Annotated in this window: 13 protein-coding genes; 3 read left to right on the forward strand and 10 right to left on the reverse strand. The window is 45.5% G+C overall.

Annotation, left to right across the window (positions count from 1 at the left end):
- Positions 1–54: 54 nt before the first annotated feature.
- From Q1A08_RS12590 to Q1A08_RS12630, 9 genes are all read right to left on the reverse strand, one after another.
- Positions 55–837, reverse strand: coding sequence for a hypothetical protein (locus Q1A08_RS12590; protein WP_299773417.1), 783 nt, complete (start codon positions 835–837; stop codon positions 55–57).
- A 75-nt stretch (positions 838–912) separates the two neighbouring features.
- The gene (locus Q1A08_RS12595) at positions 913–2,217 is read right to left on the reverse strand and encodes a hypothetical protein (protein ID WP_299773419.1); all 1,305 of its coding nucleotides are present in this window, start codon (positions 2,215–2,217) and stop codon (positions 913–915) included.
- A 442-nt stretch (positions 2,218–2,659) separates the two neighbouring features.
- Entirely contained in the window at positions 2,660–4,183 is a 1,524-nt protein-coding gene (locus Q1A08_RS12600) for an amidohydrolase family protein (RefSeq protein WP_299773421.1), read from the reverse strand.
- A 141-nt stretch (positions 4,184–4,324) separates the two neighbouring features.
- Complete coding sequence (locus Q1A08_RS12605; RefSeq protein WP_299773423.1) at positions 4,325–5,746, reverse strand: hypothetical protein; 1,422 nt, start codon at positions 5,744–5,746, stop codon at positions 4,325–4,327.
- Positions 5,747–5,807: 61 nt separating this feature from the next.
- Positions 5,808–6,290 (reverse strand): hypothetical protein, encoded by a 483-nt coding sequence (locus Q1A08_RS12610; protein ID WP_299773424.1) that lies wholly within the window; start codon positions 6,288–6,290, stop codon positions 5,808–5,810.
- Between the two features lies 1 nt (position 6,291).
- Complete coding sequence (locus Q1A08_RS12615) at positions 6,292–7,413, reverse strand: type 1 glutamine amidotransferase domain-containing protein (protein WP_299773426.1); 1,122 nt, start codon at positions 7,411–7,413, stop codon at positions 6,292–6,294.
- Positions 7,414–7,488: 75 nt separating this feature from the next.
- Entirely contained in the window at positions 7,489–8,742 is a 1,254-nt protein-coding gene (locus tag Q1A08_RS12620) for a HAMP domain-containing sensor histidine kinase (protein WP_299773428.1), read from the reverse strand.
- A complete protein-coding gene (locus Q1A08_RS12625; RefSeq protein ID WP_299773430.1) occupies positions 8,739–9,416 on the reverse strand; it encodes a response regulator transcription factor in 678 nt (225 codons plus the stop codon). The genes Q1A08_RS12620 and Q1A08_RS12625 overlap by 4 nt, the downstream gene beginning before the upstream one ends.
- Positions 9,391–10,737 carry a S41 family peptidase gene (locus tag Q1A08_RS12630; protein WP_299773432.1) on the reverse strand — a complete coding sequence of 449 codons (1,347 nt, stop codon included), beginning with the start codon at positions 10,735–10,737 and terminating at the stop codon, positions 9,391–9,393. Before Q1A08_RS12630 ends, Q1A08_RS12625 begins: the two co-directional genes overlap by 26 nt.
- 287 nt (positions 10,738–11,024) lie before the next feature.
- Between Q1A08_RS12630 and Q1A08_RS12635 the strand changes: the two genes are divergently transcribed.
- The 3 genes from Q1A08_RS12635 to Q1A08_RS12645 all read left to right on the forward strand — a co-directional run bounded on the left by Q1A08_RS12635 (position 11,025) and on the right by Q1A08_RS12645 (position 16,968).
- A complete protein-coding gene (locus Q1A08_RS12635; protein WP_299773434.1) occupies positions 11,025–11,882 on the forward strand; it encodes a hypothetical protein in 858 nt (285 codons plus the stop codon).
- Between the two features lie 73 nt (positions 11,883–11,955).
- The gene (locus Q1A08_RS12640) at positions 11,956–13,497 is read left to right on the forward strand and encodes a DNA polymerase Y family protein (RefSeq protein ID WP_299773436.1); all 1,542 of its coding nucleotides are present in this window, start codon (positions 11,956–11,958) and stop codon (positions 13,495–13,497) included.
- A 327-nt stretch (positions 13,498–13,824) separates the two neighbouring features.
- Entirely contained in the window at positions 13,825–16,968 is a 3,144-nt protein-coding gene (locus Q1A08_RS12645) for an error-prone DNA polymerase (RefSeq protein ID WP_299773438.1), read from the forward strand.
- A 101-nt stretch (positions 16,969–17,069) separates the two neighbouring features.
- Here Q1A08_RS12645 and Q1A08_RS12650 read toward each other — a convergent pair whose 3' ends face one another.
- Positions 17,070–18,002: an isochorismatase family protein gene (locus Q1A08_RS12650; RefSeq protein ID WP_299773440.1), complete on the reverse strand. Its 933-nt coding sequence runs from the start codon at positions 18,000–18,002 to the stop codon at positions 17,070–17,072.
- Between the last annotated feature and the right edge of the window lie 36 nt (positions 18,003–18,038).

Below are 18,038 nucleotides of genomic sequence, written 5' to 3' on the forward strand. Positions count from 1 at the left end.
ATCCGAAGGCTGGCCCCACCCGATAAAGCGGACACACTCCCTCTGCCACACTTGTTACATTTCAGCATGCAGCATCTTATTTTCTACTCTCTTCAGCATAACAAGAAAAGCGTCTAGAGATTGCTGCACAAATGGCTGACGCTCCTCCCATGGTTCAATAAATAAGAATGCCTTCACCATGACCATCACACGCACTAAGCGAAGCTCAAAGAAGCTGCCTTTCAAGTCTTCAATGACAGGGTATCCATCAGGCCCTGCATACAGTATTTTATTTCTTTGATTGGCTTGCTCTCGTACATATTTCAGGATATCCGAAGCATTTTGATCAGTAAGAAGTTTCTCAATTTGAGGCCTAAAACTTAGCTTTTTCCCGTCTGAAGAAACATCAAAGTTTAGTGGCGGAATCGGATATGCCCACATATCTTGACCATTGATCACTAAAGGCAACACGACCCGTAATCTCGTATCGCCATTTTCTTCTTTTATGTGGAACTTTGGCAAAACCCTGCTCGTTTCTGAAAATTCGCCGAAAAAAAACAATAAAATTTGCATAAATGGTGCAACTGCGCTTTTGTGAACATGATTCTTAGGGTTGATAAGGTGGGCGTTATCATACTTCCTATATTTTAAGGCATGAAACAAGCCTGCAGCAGCCTCTTCTTCGGCTGTAATTGCGCGAAATACTGCCATTTCTGGATCTTTTTCCCGGATATTCCAACCTCTTTTCAAGTGATTTACAGCACTTCGTAGAGAATGTCGTCCACGGCAAGTGGTCTCCGATTCTTCGACCAGCTTTAAGCAACGCTCCTGAAATGGTGAAAACTGTAAATCAGTCATATTAAGTTATAAAACCATGCTCACCAGAGAAATGGAGCGCAGCGTAATTTTGTCGTGTGCAACTCCTTATCAGCACTACTTAACCCAGTGTGCATAAACTGAAGCTGATTTAGTGGGCACCGATGATGGATCAATTAACTTCACAAGTTCTTTGAACCGGTTTCGACAGCTAGAATGAGACTTAACTCTTTCACCTATGGTGATTTTCCTGCTCGGTAAACTGAGCATTATTTCGACCTCACTAGGCGAAAATCCTTGTATGATTTTGTAATAATGAGGCACTGCCGCAGTTGAAACCCCGTATGGATTACCAGTCGCACACGTAACTACGACAGTAACAAGCTCCTCCTTTACAGTATCAGGAATAGCCCCCTGCTGAGTCAGTTGTAACAATCTTTCAGCGAATGGCGGCTCGTTATAAAAATTATCCATTGCCTGATGAACGCCCAATAATCTTTTCGATGCATTTGACAATAATGCATGAAACTCGTGTTCACCTAACAGCGCAAGCATTCCGAGCTTTTCAAAAAATTGCTGTGATGCTTTATGCCTCTTCTCATCACCTTTAGCTATGTAATCATGATGCCGATTAATAAGATCCGATTTTGCTTTAGGTGTGAAATGTGGCGAAAAGGCAGAGGCAATCATTAGAGAATTTACACGAGATTGCTCAACGCTTGCCGGATCACTGTAAATTCCGTGTAATGTTCCAAAAAGAAGATATTGTTGCGCTTCATGAGTGCGAGTTATTCTCTGCACCCATTGGTTCTTTTGCTCTTCAGAGAATTTTGTACCCTTCACAGCAACCATGAATGCCGAAATATCTACACCCACAGGATTATGCTCGTTACCTAGAGCATATTTAGCACAACGATTAGCAAAGCCTATAAATTCGTGATCATCTATTTTTCCAACAACGGGGTGTGCAGCAGAAAAGTTATTTCTAATATCTCTGCATTGATCGAGAAAGAAATAACCGTCTTCTGTGATCAGGTTTAACTTAAGACAGAGGCTTAATAATTCAGCATCCTTCAAATCAAGCAAAGCTTGCTCGTCAAAATTTGATTTGCTAAGCAACTGTTCCACGACCGGCAAACCAAATCGCTTTACCTTTTCTCTAAGCTCAATGACAGATGTGTTCCAAATGTAATTTATAGCGCTATCAAATAGCCCCGCCGCAACCGCGACGCACATACGCGCTAGCCCCTCCGTGCGTAATGCCGGTGGAATTTTATTCATTACTCCAGGCAGGTTATTCCATGCTATTTGAATTTCCTGATCAGAGGCAAGAATATCCCTTGGCACACCAAGAGAAGTTGTCAGCTGGTCGAGCACAGGGAGAGTATTCCCTACTACTGCGGGTAGATTTACGTCTGTCATATTCCTTCCTGACGATTTTTATTCGGTTGATAGTGCTAACAGTCGATTAAACAGATAAATCTGCAATAATCAGATTCGTTTTAGAGGCTCAGAGGTAAGAGAAATACAAGAAAGGAGTCCATTTAAATACCGCTTGCATTCCCTTGCCCAAGTGCGTAAACCACTGTTTTACCACACTTTTCATGCGTATTAATAATTTAGTACCAGATTTGCAAAATTTGGCACTTAAAGCATCTTTTATTCGTGGTAGTTTTGCTGCCTTAAGTCTTTCGATTAAAAAGTGCTCAGCATTTTTTGATTGGGGCAGTTGTTACTGCCCCATTAACCCCAGCACCCTAATCAAGGGAGTTGCTGCCGGGGAGAGGGATGGGTGCTTTGGGGTTGCTGGGTTAATTGAGGTTAGGCTTCAAACCACTTCCTTGTGGTTTGGCCCTGCTTGAATTTAGTGTGTTACTTCTACTAATTGGCCTTCCTTTACGATCATTTCGGCTGTGAAGACGTTTTCTATGTTTTGTAGTGGGTTGTTTGCTAGGACGATGAAATCGGCTTGCAAGCCTGGCGCTATGGCCCCTACTTTATTGCTTAGTTTATAGGCTTTGGCGTTGCCTGCTGTGGCGGCTTGTAGGATTCTTTGATTGCTTATGCCGGCCTTTTTCCATTCGCGCATTTCTCCTAGTAGTGAGTAGGCGTGTAGTGTTCCTGGGTTTCCGGCGTCGGTGCCAAAGGCTATGTTTACGCCCGAATCGATAATGCGTTTGAGGTTATTGCCTTGGATTTCTACGGCTGATTTTGCAAAGTTTGGCTTTAACTGTTCAACGATTGATCGCTCTTGTTCGTTGAGGTTTTTCAGTGCCTCTTCTGGTGCATCTACATAGGGGGTGTATTTCAGTAGCAGCTGGCTCATTGAATCTGTTTTAGGGATATTGGCCATTAGCTCTGCGAAGCTATTTAAAATGATTGGGTCACCGTGTTTTTGTTCTAGGCGATTAAAGCTCACCGCCCCTTTAAACATCTCGGAGTAATGCGCGGTAACCGATAAGGTGGGCATATAGCTGGCATTGTGAGCCTTCATCAATTGGATAAGTTCTTCATCAATAGGCTCGGATATCACTCCGTGTACTAAGATATCGCCACCCGCTTCAATCGATCTTTTGGCATTGGCCAAATCTTCTACGTGTACGGCTACTTGTTTATTATGCTTATGGGCGGCTTCGATCACTGGCTTATATAAATTATAAAGCTCGTCTGTCGTCATTCCTGTTTCCTGGCTCCATACGATTTTTATAATATCGGCCTGCATGGCTATTTGCTGCTTAAGGGTATTTAGCGCTTCTTCCTCTGTGGCGACCTTGCTAAAGGTTTTTCCATTAAGGCTCAGCTTTGGCATATCCATTGGCGATAACAATGTGCCTGCCATCAATAAATTAGGTGATGGCTTATGGCTTGCTAGCTGACGATGGTGAGCCATATATTCCGAAGGACCACCTAAATCTACAATCGTTGTTACCCCCATATTCAAGTAGCTTTCAAATATCGAACGGGCATTATCGAGTAGCCACTGCTGATCTTGTTGGTAAGGTGATATTTTTGTGGCATCCAGCGTATCTGGTCGTGTAAAAGCACTTCCCGATTGGGCTAGGTGAATATGGCCATCAATCAAGCCCGGCATAATCCATTTATCTTTAATATTAAGGACTTTAAACCCTGCAGGAACTTCTTCCTCGTTAGAAAGAACTTTTAAGATTTTCCCGCCTTCTAGCAGAATCGTTGCATTATGAAGAACCGAACCACTTTCGGGATTGATTATATGCCCGCCCACAAAGGCCGTTTTTTGGCCGTTCTTGATGCTGTTATTTGTATCGTTTGTATTTACATCGCTTTCAGCTTTAGCCTCTGCTGTTGCAGGCATTAACATAAGCAGTGAAGCGAACATGGTGATTAGTGCGAGTATCTTTCTGTATATCATCAACTTGTATGACCCTCAGTATTGGTCTGTAAAATTCTGATCATCCAACTTAATCAGAATGGAGATTATTAATATGTTTTAAAAGTAGTGCTTTGGGGCCTATTGCAAGCTGTCGATATGTTCTTCTTGGCAAACATTATATTACTTAGCACAGATGGGGCTTTTATAGCGACCAATAATTGATTTAACTTCCTTGCTAGACAGTAGCCTTGGGCTTCGCCCATCAATATATGTTTCGATATCCAGCTCTAGCTCATTTACTTTCCCAATAAAAGTCTTCATATCTTTAAAGGGTCTGGCCGTGCCGTTCTCATAGATGGTTCCAAAATGATCATGTGAATAGAGCATCTTTTGCTTAGGTAAATAGAGGACTAGGTTTTCGGCAGCATGCGCTGTTGCAAGCTTTAAAATACGAACATCGCCAAGTGCTGCCTCCTTATCCACAAGCAACAGCTCTTCTTTACTGATATCCCTACCCAAGGTTTTATTGATTAGCGCAAGAGCGTTAGAGCTTGTGACAATGCTGGCATTTAGAGCAAGGGCAGGCTTAATTAGCTGAAGATGCTCGGTATGGTGATGGGGCAGCACAACATATTTCAGAGGTTTATTCGAGCCGGTTTTGGCTAATAAGCTTTGGTAGTTTTTATCAAGCTTTCGCCCGCCACCTGATGCAATGTAGTAATCATCGGCCTCTACAAATATAGATTGTGATCGTCCACTACCCACTAGATACACCCCGTGCCCTAGCAGACGTGGGCCCTTAGCACTCGGAGCTGCCGGCTTACCCCAAGCAGAAAACCCTGCCGGCTCCTGAAACGCCCTTTGAGTATCTGGGTTGAGATCTAGGTTTCTATATATCGATACCTTTCTAGCTTTGCCACCCACAAAATAACTTAGATCACGGGCATAGCTGATACCCGCTTTGGATTTGTGGTTTGAGAACACATAAACTAATTCGCCAGCACGGGCGTGTTTTGCTGTAACTTTTGCTATCACCCCTGTACGGGAGTCAATCAAGATTTGATGTGGGCTATTGCCAAATAGGGGCAGCGATACTTGATAATGCTCTACACCCCGATACTGCGCTAGCCCATCGAAACTGAGCTGAGCTGTATTTTCTAATAACTGCTTTGCGATTAAAGTATCGCTACTTCTTTCTATGGAGCGCCCGGTATTTGAATAGTTGTACCAACTGTCATCAAAATACTTCTGATAGACGAGATCATAAACCCTTCCACCTTCTTTTGACGAAATATACTGCTCAAAATCGGTAACCGTGCGTACCTCCCTCCATGAAAGTAGGCTTTTTCTTTGTTTAACAAAGTCTATTAAAAGCGTTTCTTTTAACTTCCAAAAATCGGGTAAGTCAGGGCTTTCATCTTGACCAGGCCAGAGGCTCTTATTGTAATCATAGATTTTTATACTGTTTAAGTTCTTCAATTTGTCTGCATTATAAGCTTTGGACAGTAACTGAATGACTGGCTCAGCCTTGTCGCCTGCCATTGCTGGAAGGTGTGCAAACAGCAGCACCATAGCAAATACTGTATTTAGTTTTTTTGTCATCATGGTTTGTAGAGTTATTGATTAGTGTTCATTTTCTGTTGATGCGAGTATTTCTTTATGGCTACCACAGCTCTTCGACTAAGGATATTTTCCCATCGCTAAAGCCAAATACGGCTAACCGAGGCTCTTCAGGATGCCAAACACCGTCCTCCTTCACTACGCCATGTGAATACTCAACCGCTATGTGAGATTTCCCATCGATTGCCCGCAAAACTCGGGCGTGATGAGCATTGGTTTTGTTATAGAAATTCCTATTGAGATTTCTGATAAAGGCTTTTCGCCATTTGTCTTTATCAAAGTCAGCGCCGTACTCAAAATGGATATATTTAACATCCTCATGCATCGCCTCCAGCAAAGAAGCAATATCCTCAATACTTGACCCTTGGCGCGAAACTCTGGCCAAAGCAGTGAAATAGGTTTCAACTTGATTTAATTTGCATTCCTTATTGCAATCGGTTGCTCCTGCTGAAGACCAGAAAGCTGACAGCAGTACCATTAGGAATAACTTTGTTTTGCAGATCATAGTTTTACAAGTCAAAGCCATCTCACTTCGCCTTCTCATTAAATAAGCCTTTAAGATCCGCCATCTTTTCATGATCTGGATAAAGGTCTTTAAACTTTTCAAAGTTCTGCTTTGCTTTGGTTTTCATGCCCTGTTCAACTTCCGCTGAGATAAGTTTGGCCAGGTATACCGGGTGTTCAAAATTACGCCCAATGGCCTGCATGATATCGAGCTCTACTAGCTTGCTGGCTTTATCTTCGGCTAGGCCGTAAGCATAAAAACCGTATAGAGCCATATAATTCATGTCGTACATTTTAGGCTTAGATTTAACGGCCAGATCGATTAGATAAGAGCCGCTGCTTCTGGCTTTAGAGATCAGTGTCAGTGTGGCTTCATCTTTGAATGGTTTTCGGTCTTTAATATCCACCCCAGCTTTCGTTAGCAAAACCTCTGCAGCTTGAGCGACGGCGCCTGGGTTTTGAGCGGTAATTAAGTTTCCATCCACAGAGATATAAGGCAGCATTGGGGCATTATTTACGAAGGTGGCGCCATGTTCTTTTAGCTTATCTTCAAGCAGAAAAGGTAAATCATCGATCACATCACTACCGAAGGCTCGCTCTTCTGCATTGGTAAATGCATTTACCTTTTTATTCGCCACAAAATAGCTGCCATCTTTTTTCTTTATATTAACTAGGGCTGCAGGGCCATGACATACAGCGGCGATTGGTTTGCTGCTATTCACATGCTTTTCAAGAAAGGTTTGGGTAGCTTGATCAACCGACAAATCAAACATAGCGCCACTGCCACCAATAACCAGCACGGCATCGTAGGTTTTATCAATGGCTTCTTTACTCGATAGAGTATTGGCGAGCTGCTTTAGGGCGGGAGTTTCGTTTTTAAAACGCTGAATAAAAGGCAGTTGGTCTTTGTTGTTTTTGACCAATACCGCACCGCCTTTAGGGCTTAGCAGGTCAATACTCACCCCATTATCATGCAGGACGAGATAGGCCTGTGCTAGCTCTTCTAAATCGTAGCTAAGATTCTCCCGCCCCTTTTCCCCATAGCTGGAAATAAGTATGCCAACGTTTTTGGAAGTCTCACTTGCATTCGCAAAAGGAACAAGTAAGACAATTAGAAAGCTTAATACTGCGTTGAATGGTCGCATGATATTCTCTACTGGCTTAAATTAACTAAGCGCTAGAATATCAAGGCGTTTGTCGTGATTTCGTGAAATGTCGTTTTATAAGTTTTTGGGGGAGGTATTAATGATTATTCTGAATTGACCATTACTTACTTCAACATCCACTTCCCAGCTTAGAGCCAAACACACCCTTTCCACTAAGAACAAACCCAAACCAATCCCCTGGCTGCTCTCCCTCTTCACCTTAGGAGAGATTGGATTATCCTTATGGATATAATCTGTCTCGTTTTCAAAGATGATAACAGCACCCTCGTCTGAATAGATCTTTAAACGATGATCAGAGGAGTAATGGATGGCATTAGAGATTAAATTATTAATCAGTAATTGAAGGAGATTTTTATTGCCCGATACCTGTAAGGATTCAGACACATCCATCTGGAGAGTAAAACCTTCATGCTTTGACAGCTCAAAATGAGATACCACCACATCTTCCAACACATCAATAAACCTTATAGGCTCTAGCAATGTCGCCTCATTACGGGCCAGCGCCAGCAAGGTGTTTATGATTTGCTCGATGCGAAGTGTATTATCCTCAAGGTAATTTAGCTGCTTTGCAGATAAGGTATCGTTTTGCTTCAGCTCGGCAATAACATTTTTTATCACCGTGGTTGGTGTACGAAGCTCATGGCTAACATCACGTGTGAAGTTCTCTTCCCTGCTGAGTAGCTCTTGGGTCTTTTTGAAGCTCAGCTCGATAGTCTCTGCGAGCATTCCAATTTCGTTTTTGGGAAACTCACCAGAAAACCCATCATCTATACTGGGGTTTAAATCTATCTTATTAGTCAAACGCTCCAGGGGCTTGAGTGTTTTTTTTGCTAAGTAATAAGCCATATAAGTTGCTAAAGCCGCAACAACAGCCAATAGGGCCAGCAAAGCCATGGATACGACCGGGAGATAATCTCGACCCACTTCGTATTTTGTAATATCCGCTACCAGTACCGCACTTTCGCCTTCAATCTCTAGAGGGTGAACATATAAGCTAATGCGATCGCCGCTTTTAAATTCAACCTGATTAACATCTTTCAAATGCTGCAAATATATATCGACCGGCAGCTCATCCCAGCCTGGGTATAGGGTTAAAAAAGGAGCCCTAGGTTCTACCAGCTTCTTCTCTTCTTTGTAGATCTTTTCAATATAGTTCGCTTCCTCGGTGACTATTCTATTAAAAATATTATCTTCCACTATCCAAGAATAGCCCAACAGCAAGATACTATAGATGAGGGATACTACGAGTATGATGCCAACAAATAGATGAATAATGCCTTTATGAATGCTTTTATCTTTATAGTTCATTCTTCTGTGAGCCTAAAACCCGCGCCATGAATGGTTTTTATCATTGGGTACTCAAATGGCTTATCAATTGCTTTTCTTAAGGTGTATATATGAGAGCGAAGCACATCGCTATCGGGAAAATCCTCGCCCCATATTTTTCGAGTCAGCTCGTTTCTGCTAACCGCCGAAGGAAAAGCCTTAGCCAGCTCAAGTAAAATAGCAAAGTCTGTAACGCTTAGATTTATTGATTGGCCATCTCTGCTGACTAGCTTTTTCTTACTATCAACCAGTAGGCCACCGATAGAAATAGATTCGCTTTGATTCGCTGAGCGCCTTTTCGCCAGAGCCTTACAGCGCATAGCGACTTCTTCAAGCTCAAAAGGCTTAGTCAAATAATCATCCGTCCCCGAATCAAAACCTCGAATCTTGTCATCCAAGCTATCTCTAGCCGTCAGCATCAAAATGGGGACGTTAGCATCAACTTCAGCTCTTACTGTTTCGCAAATATCCAAGCCATCCATATCGGGCAACATCAAGTCGAGTATGATTACATCGAATTGATTATCTCGTAATAATTGCAGCCCTACCCTGCCATTGTGTGCGTAATCGACAATAAAACCTTTTCCCGTCAAGAAATCGATCAACTGCCCCGCAATAGCTTGATTATCTTCAATGACTAATAGATGAATGTTCATTTTTGATCAGTTCTAATGCTTTTATAACTTCAGCGTCTTTATTATCCAGCAGCGATGTCCGCTTAAATTCGGTGACATAATCAGGTTTAACCCCTCCCAACTCTAGAGAGCCACTTGGACGTACAAGCATTCTTGTTGCGATATACGCTCTCAGTTTTGAATAAGGCAAGTTAAATAAATTACCTTGGGCCGTTTGATTAGCATTGCCACCAGTCTCTTGGCCAATAAGCGTTGCAAAGCCGTAGTCTTTCATAACCGAAGCAAACACTATCCCAGAAGAATAGCTTATTGGACTGATAAGCACATAAGCCTTTCCCTTAAAGCCGTTACGGCCTATAGGCTGCAGCCAATCATCCCATTGTTCCTCTATGATGTCACCCGGCTCTCCTCGGTAATTGAATACACCGGCATTATCAGTGTTAATCTTCTCTTTGATGGTCGAAATCATTCGGAATTTATCTTTGGCCAAATATCTGGATAGATAGCTTGCCGTATCAGTATTGCCGCCTGTGTTATCTCTTACATCTAATATGAGCGATGCGATCTTGTCCTGATTTATTTGTGCAAAAGCGTCATCGACAAAGTTTTCAAACCAATCGGGATCTATATCAAAGTGGCCTATATACAAATACGCAATACCTGGCTCTAACTTTTTGTAGTAGAAATCCTGCTTGGATTGCGCATCTTCGTTCGGGATATCCCAACTATCATTTTTATGAATTGTTAAATCATAAACTGAAGCTTTGTTTTCTATCGATAAAGTAAACTCGTCGATAAATCCATAAACTGCCCATAGATAAGTTGCTATGCGCCTGGCCACAAACTGCTTTCTCAAATAAGCCGATTCACCACCGGCGTATTGCTGCATTGTATTAAACAGCTCTTCAACAGAAACCCCATTAATAGCAAGCAATCTAGCGCCCGATGAAATCGGCTCACGTCCTTTTGCCTTGTAAGCCTTCTTAAAGAAAAGCTGATCATCGCTGTTGATAGTGACTTCAAATGGAAAGGGCTTGTGGCCAGAGCTTGTAAACTGCTCAAACTCAGGATAAGGCCACAACAACATAGAATGACCATCGTTAAACATATGACTTAGCTGACCAACGATTCTAAAGAACTCAAGCCGTGTCATGGGTTTATCTATCTGGCGTTTTAACTCTGATACCTTACTTAGTAACTCCGTTTTATTGGCATACTTCGCCAAATCAGGATGCCTCTCGATTGCGCCAAAATAGTAGGCATCAATATCCTCTTTCAACTTATCTGGATCGATCTTAGCCTCGGTAAGTTGTGGATTTTCTAATTCTGGGAAAATCTCCAAATGCTTACTGGAGCATCCATATAGACATACAAGCAGCAATAAACCACTGAAAACTCTAGCTTTCATTCAAAATACCCACTCAATATCACTGGCAGCATGTTAATCAAGTAAGTGTGAAGACTTCGTCAAATCATGCTTTGAGGTTCTCAAACTTAACTCACCGGCACTTTAATTTACCCTCTGATGCCAGGCCACTTGCCATTTTCCCAAAGTCAGATTACTGTATAAATATACAGTATATTTTAATTGGGAAAGTTAGCCCGAAGCACCCCGTGAGCAAGAGCAGCATGAATAAGAGCACAACAACACCCAAGGCCAGGCCTGCCGATAAGCCGCTGAATGCGGCGCTGCTGCAGGAGTTGCAGCAGCGCCAGCAGATCTGGCGGGCTAGTGAGCCCTTACCTATTGCGAAGGGTATTACCGCTGAGTTAGAGCCTAGTCGCTACCCTGAGCTGGATAATGCCTTAAATGGTGGGCTGCCTAAGCAGGGGCTGATGTTAATTAATAGCCTATTTGCCCTGGGTGAGATTCGCCTGCTGCAGCACTATTTGCGCCAGCGTTTGCAGGATCGCTTGCTGGCGATTATTGCTCCGCCACAGCAGTTAAGTAGCGATGCCTGGGCGGCGATGGGCATTAATATCGATCAGCTGCTATTGATCAGCGATACCCAACGCGATGAAAGCCTTTGGAGCGCCGAGCAGTGCCTGCAAAGCGGCCGCTGTGCAGTGGTATTGCTGTGGGAGGAGCTATTACAAGAGGGCAAATCGCTGGAGCGGCAAGGTAAAAAGCGAGTAGTTACTAACCGTCAAGGCCAGATTAATAGGCCTGCTAATAGATCGATTAACAAGCCCATCAATATGGCCGAGGCCAAACGCCTTAAGCTGGCCGCCGAGGCAGGCTCTAGCACTATGATTGTGTTTAGAAAGCCCCATAGCGCGAAGCTGGCCGCCGATTTACATATCGAGCTGGAAGCCAAACCTCGAGGTCTGTGCCTGCATATTCCCAAGCGCCAAAGGGGCTGGCCGCTGCGTAATATCCATATCGATTTCAGCCGCGATTGGCCGGAGCTGTGCGTGCCCAAACGCCCACAAAATGTTATCTCGCTTGCCGGTAAAAGACAGACTGGCAAACAGCAGGCCCACTAACACCCGGGCTCTTAATAATAGACCCTCAATACTAGGCTCCTAAATAACAGGATCATCAACAATAGGTTTTTGAATGCGCTGGCTTTATCTGCACTTTTATCAACTGCAACTGGATCATCTCTATCGAGAAGAGCGGCTGGTGGCTGATGAAAAAGAAGGTCAGGCAGCCTCTAAAACAACATCTCAAGCCACATCTCAAGCTCTTTCTCAAGCGACTATCATCGTAGACGGCCAAGGCAATGAAGTTTGCCAAGCCTGCGAGCTGGCCCAGCAACAAGGTATACGCCTAGGCATGGGCCTGGCGGCGGCCATCGCCATGCAAGCCAAATTACGCGTACTGGATTACCGCCCCCTATTAGAACAAGAGCTACTGCAACAACTGGCCGAGCAGCTCTACCCCATCAGCGCCAACCTAGTACTGCAAGCCCCCCAAGGTTTACTGCTCGAAATTCGCAGCATGCTGCGCTATCACCAAGGCTTAGAAAATTACTGGCAACACATCCAACAACAACTACAGCCCCTGCACTACCACTACGCCAACGCCCACTCCCCCTGGGCCGCACAACTACTGGCACGCAACGGCTACCAACAACTGCTCGCCGATACCCCCGAAGGGCAACAAAGCCTAGAGCAAAGCCTAGCCCGCATCCCCTGCAGCAGCCTGCCGCTAAAAAAAAACAGCCTAGAAAGACTAAGCAGCTTGGGCATTCACCATCTAGAGCGCCTACTCAAATTACCCCTAAAAGAAATCAGCCGCCGCTTCGACGAAGAAATGCTGCTATACCTAGGTCGCCTAAACAACGAACTCAAAACCCCTTTAGCCTATTACCAGCCCACAGAAATATTCGAACGCCAGCTGCAACTGTTTTATGAAATTTACGACAGCGAAACCCTAAGCAAACCCATCACCCCCTTACTAAAACAACTACAAGATTTTTTGCAGCAACGCGATCTACAAGCCCAGCAAGTGGATATACAACTGCAACTGCGCAATAGCGAAAGCCTAAAGATAGAACTGCGAGCCATACGCGGCGAAGAAAAAGCCGAACGCTGGCAAGCCCTACTCAAATTACGCTTAGAACGCCTAGAACTCCCCGCCCCCGTAGAAACCATCAGCCTACGCTGTGAAAAACACCAACAACGCGGCCAAGAACACGCCGAACTGTTCAGCCAACACCAAGGCCGCCTAAGCCAAGAACAACTACTCGATAGCCTACAAGCCCGCCTAGGCAAAGAGCGCATCCACTTTCTACAAGCCGGCAACAGCCACATCCCCGAACACAGCCAACAACTGTGCAACAACGCAAATAGTTCTCAAGGCACTTCAAAAGACAATTCACAAAACAACCCTCAAGACAAAAAAGGCAGCAGCAAAAACAACACAAACTTACCACTGCCCGAAGGCCTAAGACCCAGCTTCTTACTCAAACAACCCCAACAGCTGCAAGAAGAAGTCCTACTCTTCTATGGCCCCGAACGCATACAAAACCCCGGCTGGAATGAAAAACAAAACTGTGAGCGCGACTACTTCATCGCCCGTAACCAAGAAGGCCGCTGGTTATGGCTCTATAAAACGCCTAACAAACATTGGTATGTGCATGGGTATTTTGCTTGAGGTGAGCACTGTTCCCGCGCATCCAGCGCTCCACAGCATTTGTGCATCCATGCACGGCATGTGAGAAGGGAGATGTAAAACGAAGAAAGCAATACCAGTAATTACTGCAGCAGGTAAAAGGTGGGGGAGGTCTTGCGAAACAATAAAGAGCGAGCGCCGAAGGAGCGAAAAAGACTCGCGTCTTTTTGCGAGGCTTTTTCGTGATAGAGGGAAGCCTGGAGGGCCGCCGATCGTTTCGCAAGACCTCCCCCACCTTTTACCGACCTACAAGCACTAACTAAAAAACCAGCACAAACAAAGTAAACAAAGGAACCCCAAACACCACTTATGAGCTATGCCGAACTAATGGCCCAATCGAACTTCAGCTTCCTCCAAGGTGCCTCACACCCCGAAGAACTCGTTCGCCGCGCCGCCTTCCTAAACTACGAAGCCATCGCCATCACCGACGAATGCTCCCTCGCCGGCGTCGTACGCGCGCACCACTGCATAGAACAAGAAAAGCTCAAACTCAAACTTATCATCGGCAGCTACCTACGCTACCAAAACGAACTCGAGTTAATCCTAATTTGCCCCAACAAAAACGCCTACAGCGAACTCTGCCGGCTTATCACCCACGCCCGCCGCCGCGCCGAAAAAGGCCAATACCAACTCGACCCCTGGGATATCCGCAGCCTACAACACTGCCTCATCCTCTGGTTGCCTTTAGAAGTGAACCCAAAGCGCAACAACACACAAGACAAACAAAACCAACACTACAACGATCACTGGGGAAAATGGCTAAAACAAGCCCAAGCAGAACGACTATGGCTAGGCTATCGCCGCCAGCTAAAAGGCGGCGAGCACCATAAAATACAATACTGGCAAGCGCTGGCCGAAAACCTAGAACTAGAAGCCTGCGCCTGTGGCGGCGCCCTCATGCACAGTCCCGAAAGACAAGCTCTGCAGCATATTATAAGCGCCATTGATAGCGGCAAAGCCGTTAGCGAACTTGGCCGCGAGCTAAGCAGCAACCGCGAAGCCTGCCTGCGCTCAATAGAAAAGTTGCACAAACTGTTCCCAGAAAACCATATCAACAACGCCCTAGGTATTGCCAGACGCTGCCACTTTTCCCTGCGCGAACTTAGCTACCAAAACCCCAGCGAATTAGTCCCCAAGGGCCTAAGCGCCATCGAACATTTACGCCAACTGGTCGTCCAAGGTTGTGAGTTTCGTTTCCCAGAAGGCACACCTCAAGATATCCAAACCATTATCGATAAAGAACTTAGCTTAATAGAAGAGCAGCGTTACGAATATTTCTTCCTGACTATTTACGATATCGTACAGTTCGCTAAAAAACAGAAAATTCTGTATCAAGGACGCGGCTCGGCGGCCAACTCTATTGTCTGTTACTGCCTAGAAATCACTGCCGTAAACCCTGCCAAAATCTCCGTACTGTTCGAACGTTTTATCTCCAAAGAGCGCAACGAACCACCCGATATCGATGTGGATTTTGAAAGCCAGCGCCGCGAAGAAGTGATTCAATATATCTACCAAAAATACGGCCGCGAGCGTGCCGCCCTTGCAGCCACCGTGATTACCTATCGCCTAAAAAGCGCCCTGCGCGAAGTGGGCAAAGCACTGGGCTTTACCGAAAGCCGCATGGATTATTTTATAAAAAATATTAACCGCCGCGACAGCACCCCCTGGCCCGAGCAACTACAAGAGCTGGGCCTAGATTTACGCAGTCGTCAAAGCCAGCAACTGGTGCAATACGTCGAAGAGCTGCGTGGCTTCCCCCGGCATTTATCCCAACACGTGGGCGGCTTTGTCATTGCCGCCGGGCCACTGCATCATCTAGTGCCCGTCGAGAACGCTGCCATGGATGAGCGTACCGTGATTCAGTGGGATAAAGACGATTTAGAATCTCTGGGTTTATTAAAAGTAGATATTTTATCCCTGGGTATGCTCAGTGCCATTCGCCGCAGCTTTGATTTAATTCAAACACGTTACCAGCATCGCTATAGCATTGCCGATATCGGCCTGCTGCCCGAAGACCCGCAGGTATACAATATGATTCAACAGGCCGATACCGTCGGCGTGTTTCAGATTGAATCCCGCGCTCAAATGAGCATGCTGCCGCGATTAAAGCCCAAGGATTATTATGATCTTGTAGTGCAAATCGCCATCGTACGCCCCGGCCCCATTCAAGGGGATATGGTGCACCCCTATTTAAAACGACGTAACGGCGAAGAAAAAGCCGATTACCCCTCCGAGGCTTTACGCTCAGTATTGGGCCGCACCTATGGCGTGCCTATTTTTCAGGAGCAAGTCATTCAAGTGGCTATGGTAGCCGCCGGCTTTAGTGGCGGCGAGGCCGATCAATTACGCCGCGCCATGGCTAGCTGGAAAAAAACCGGCCAGCTGCATGGCTTTCGCAAGAAATTAATTGATGGCATGAACGAGCGCGGTTACCAAAGTGATTACGCCGAGCGTATTTTTAATCAGATACTGGGCTTCGGTGAATACGGCTTTCCCGAATCCCACTCAGCCAGCTTTGCCATATTGGCCTACACCTCAGCTTGGTTAAAATATTACTACCCCACCGAATTTTGCTGTGCTTTGCTGAATAGCCAACCCATGGGTTTTTACAGCGCCGCGCAGCTTATCCAAGATGCTCGCCGCCACGGCGTAAAAGTATTGCCCGTTTGTGTGCAGGCTTCCAATTGGGAGCACAGTATAGAAGATGGCAAACTGCGTTTAGGTTTAAAACAAGTAAAAGGCTTGAACCAAAAGGCCGCCGAAAAAATAGAACAACAACGCCCCAATAGTCTGCAAGAGCTGCAAGCCTTAAACTTACACCGCAACAGCCTAGAAGCCCTAGCCAGCGCCAATGCCCTGCAAAACTTTAGTGAACATCGCTTTCAAGCTCGTTGGGATAATGCGATACACCATAACCATAGAAACAAAAGCAACAAACAATCCAACACCAACTCGAACAAAAACCCCAATAACAAACAACAAGCTGATTTAATTAGCGAGGCCGAAGGGCATTATCAATTAAACTTCGCACCCAACAAAGAAGAGGACATGCTAGAAGATTACCGCAGCCTAGGCCTAAGCCTAGAACACCACCCCATCACCCTATTACGGCAGCAAGGCTTGTTTCAGCACTACCCCAATGCACAAAGCTTACATCAATGCCGCAACGGCCAAATCGTCCAAACCATTGGTCTCGTCACCGGCCGCCAAAGCCCGGGCACCGCATCGGGAGTTACCTTTGTCACTTTAGAGGATGAATTTGGGCAAATGAATATTATTGTGTGGGCAGCAACAGCCAGAGCCCAGAAGAAACCTTTTTTGCAGGCTAAGATTTTGGAGGTGAAAGGGATTGTGGAGCAGGCTGCGGGGGTGACACATATTGTGGCTGGGAAGTTGGTGGATCACAGTGATTTACTAGGGCAGTTGAGTAGTAAATCGCGAGATTTTCATTGAGTGGCTTCGATGTGGGGTCAGACCCTATAGGGGTCTGACCCCGGCATAGGAACAATCGGGGTCAGAACCCATGGGTTCTGACCCTACTACAGGCACTTAACTTAAGCGCCAGCCAAATACTCTTCAGCAGTCATCACTGCACCATAAGCAAAACCCAAAGCGGCCATCATGGTGTTATGCACTTGCTTGCCTGTTACACCCACCGCTTCGATCGCAGGCGCTGCGCAGGCATCTGCAATAATTGTGCACTCATAACCGGCATCGCTGGCATGACGAGTTACTGCATCAATACACATTTGCGACATAGCGCCGGTGATTACTAATTTCTTAATGCCTTTAGCAATCAACAAATCTTCCAGCTCGGTATCTTTAAAACTGTTTACCGCCGATTTGATTACCACAGGCTCTCCGTTAGCAGGGGTTACACTGCTGTGAATTTCATTGCCCTTACTTTCAGGGGCAAAGAAGCCAGCCGAGTCATCATTGAAAATATGGCGAATATGAACAACTGGCTGTTGTTGCTGGCGGAAGTGAATTAGCAGCTCAGCTGCTTTATTAGCCGCCGCGGCGGTATTTTCTAAAGGCATGGAGCCGCCTTCAAAATAATCATTTTGCAAATCGACAATTAATAAAGCGATGTTTAATGCATTGTCATGGCTTCGGGCCTCGTTAACTGCCACGATGCTGAAATCATCTTCCACTAAGCGCCATACCCCATCGGCTTCTTTTTGCCATAGCTCTTTGCTGATAAAACCGCTGCCCACATTCATCGACCAAGTCGCCGATAGCACCGCGCGATCTTCACCTTGTGCATGAATTTTTACATTGCGATATTGCAAATCGCCGGGCTTTGCCTCATCCACAAAGGCCTGCCAAAACGCTGCAATCGAGTCGCGTCCGGCAAACTGGCCATGGGGATAAACCTGCATGGTGGCTTCTGCACTGTAGGTGTTAGCGCACACTTCTAGCTCGCCGCTATTAAATGCTGCGATCCAGGCCTGGCTGGCTGCCATTACTTCTTGTTGGATAGTCACTGTTGATTCCCCTTGGAAAGATGTCTTTGTGGGGCA

It is taken from the genome of uncultured Pseudoteredinibacter sp. (assembly GCF_947500695.1).
In the GTDB taxonomy this organism is placed as follows: Bacteria; Pseudomonadota; Gammaproteobacteria; order Pseudomonadales; family Cellvibrionaceae; genus Pseudoteredinibacter.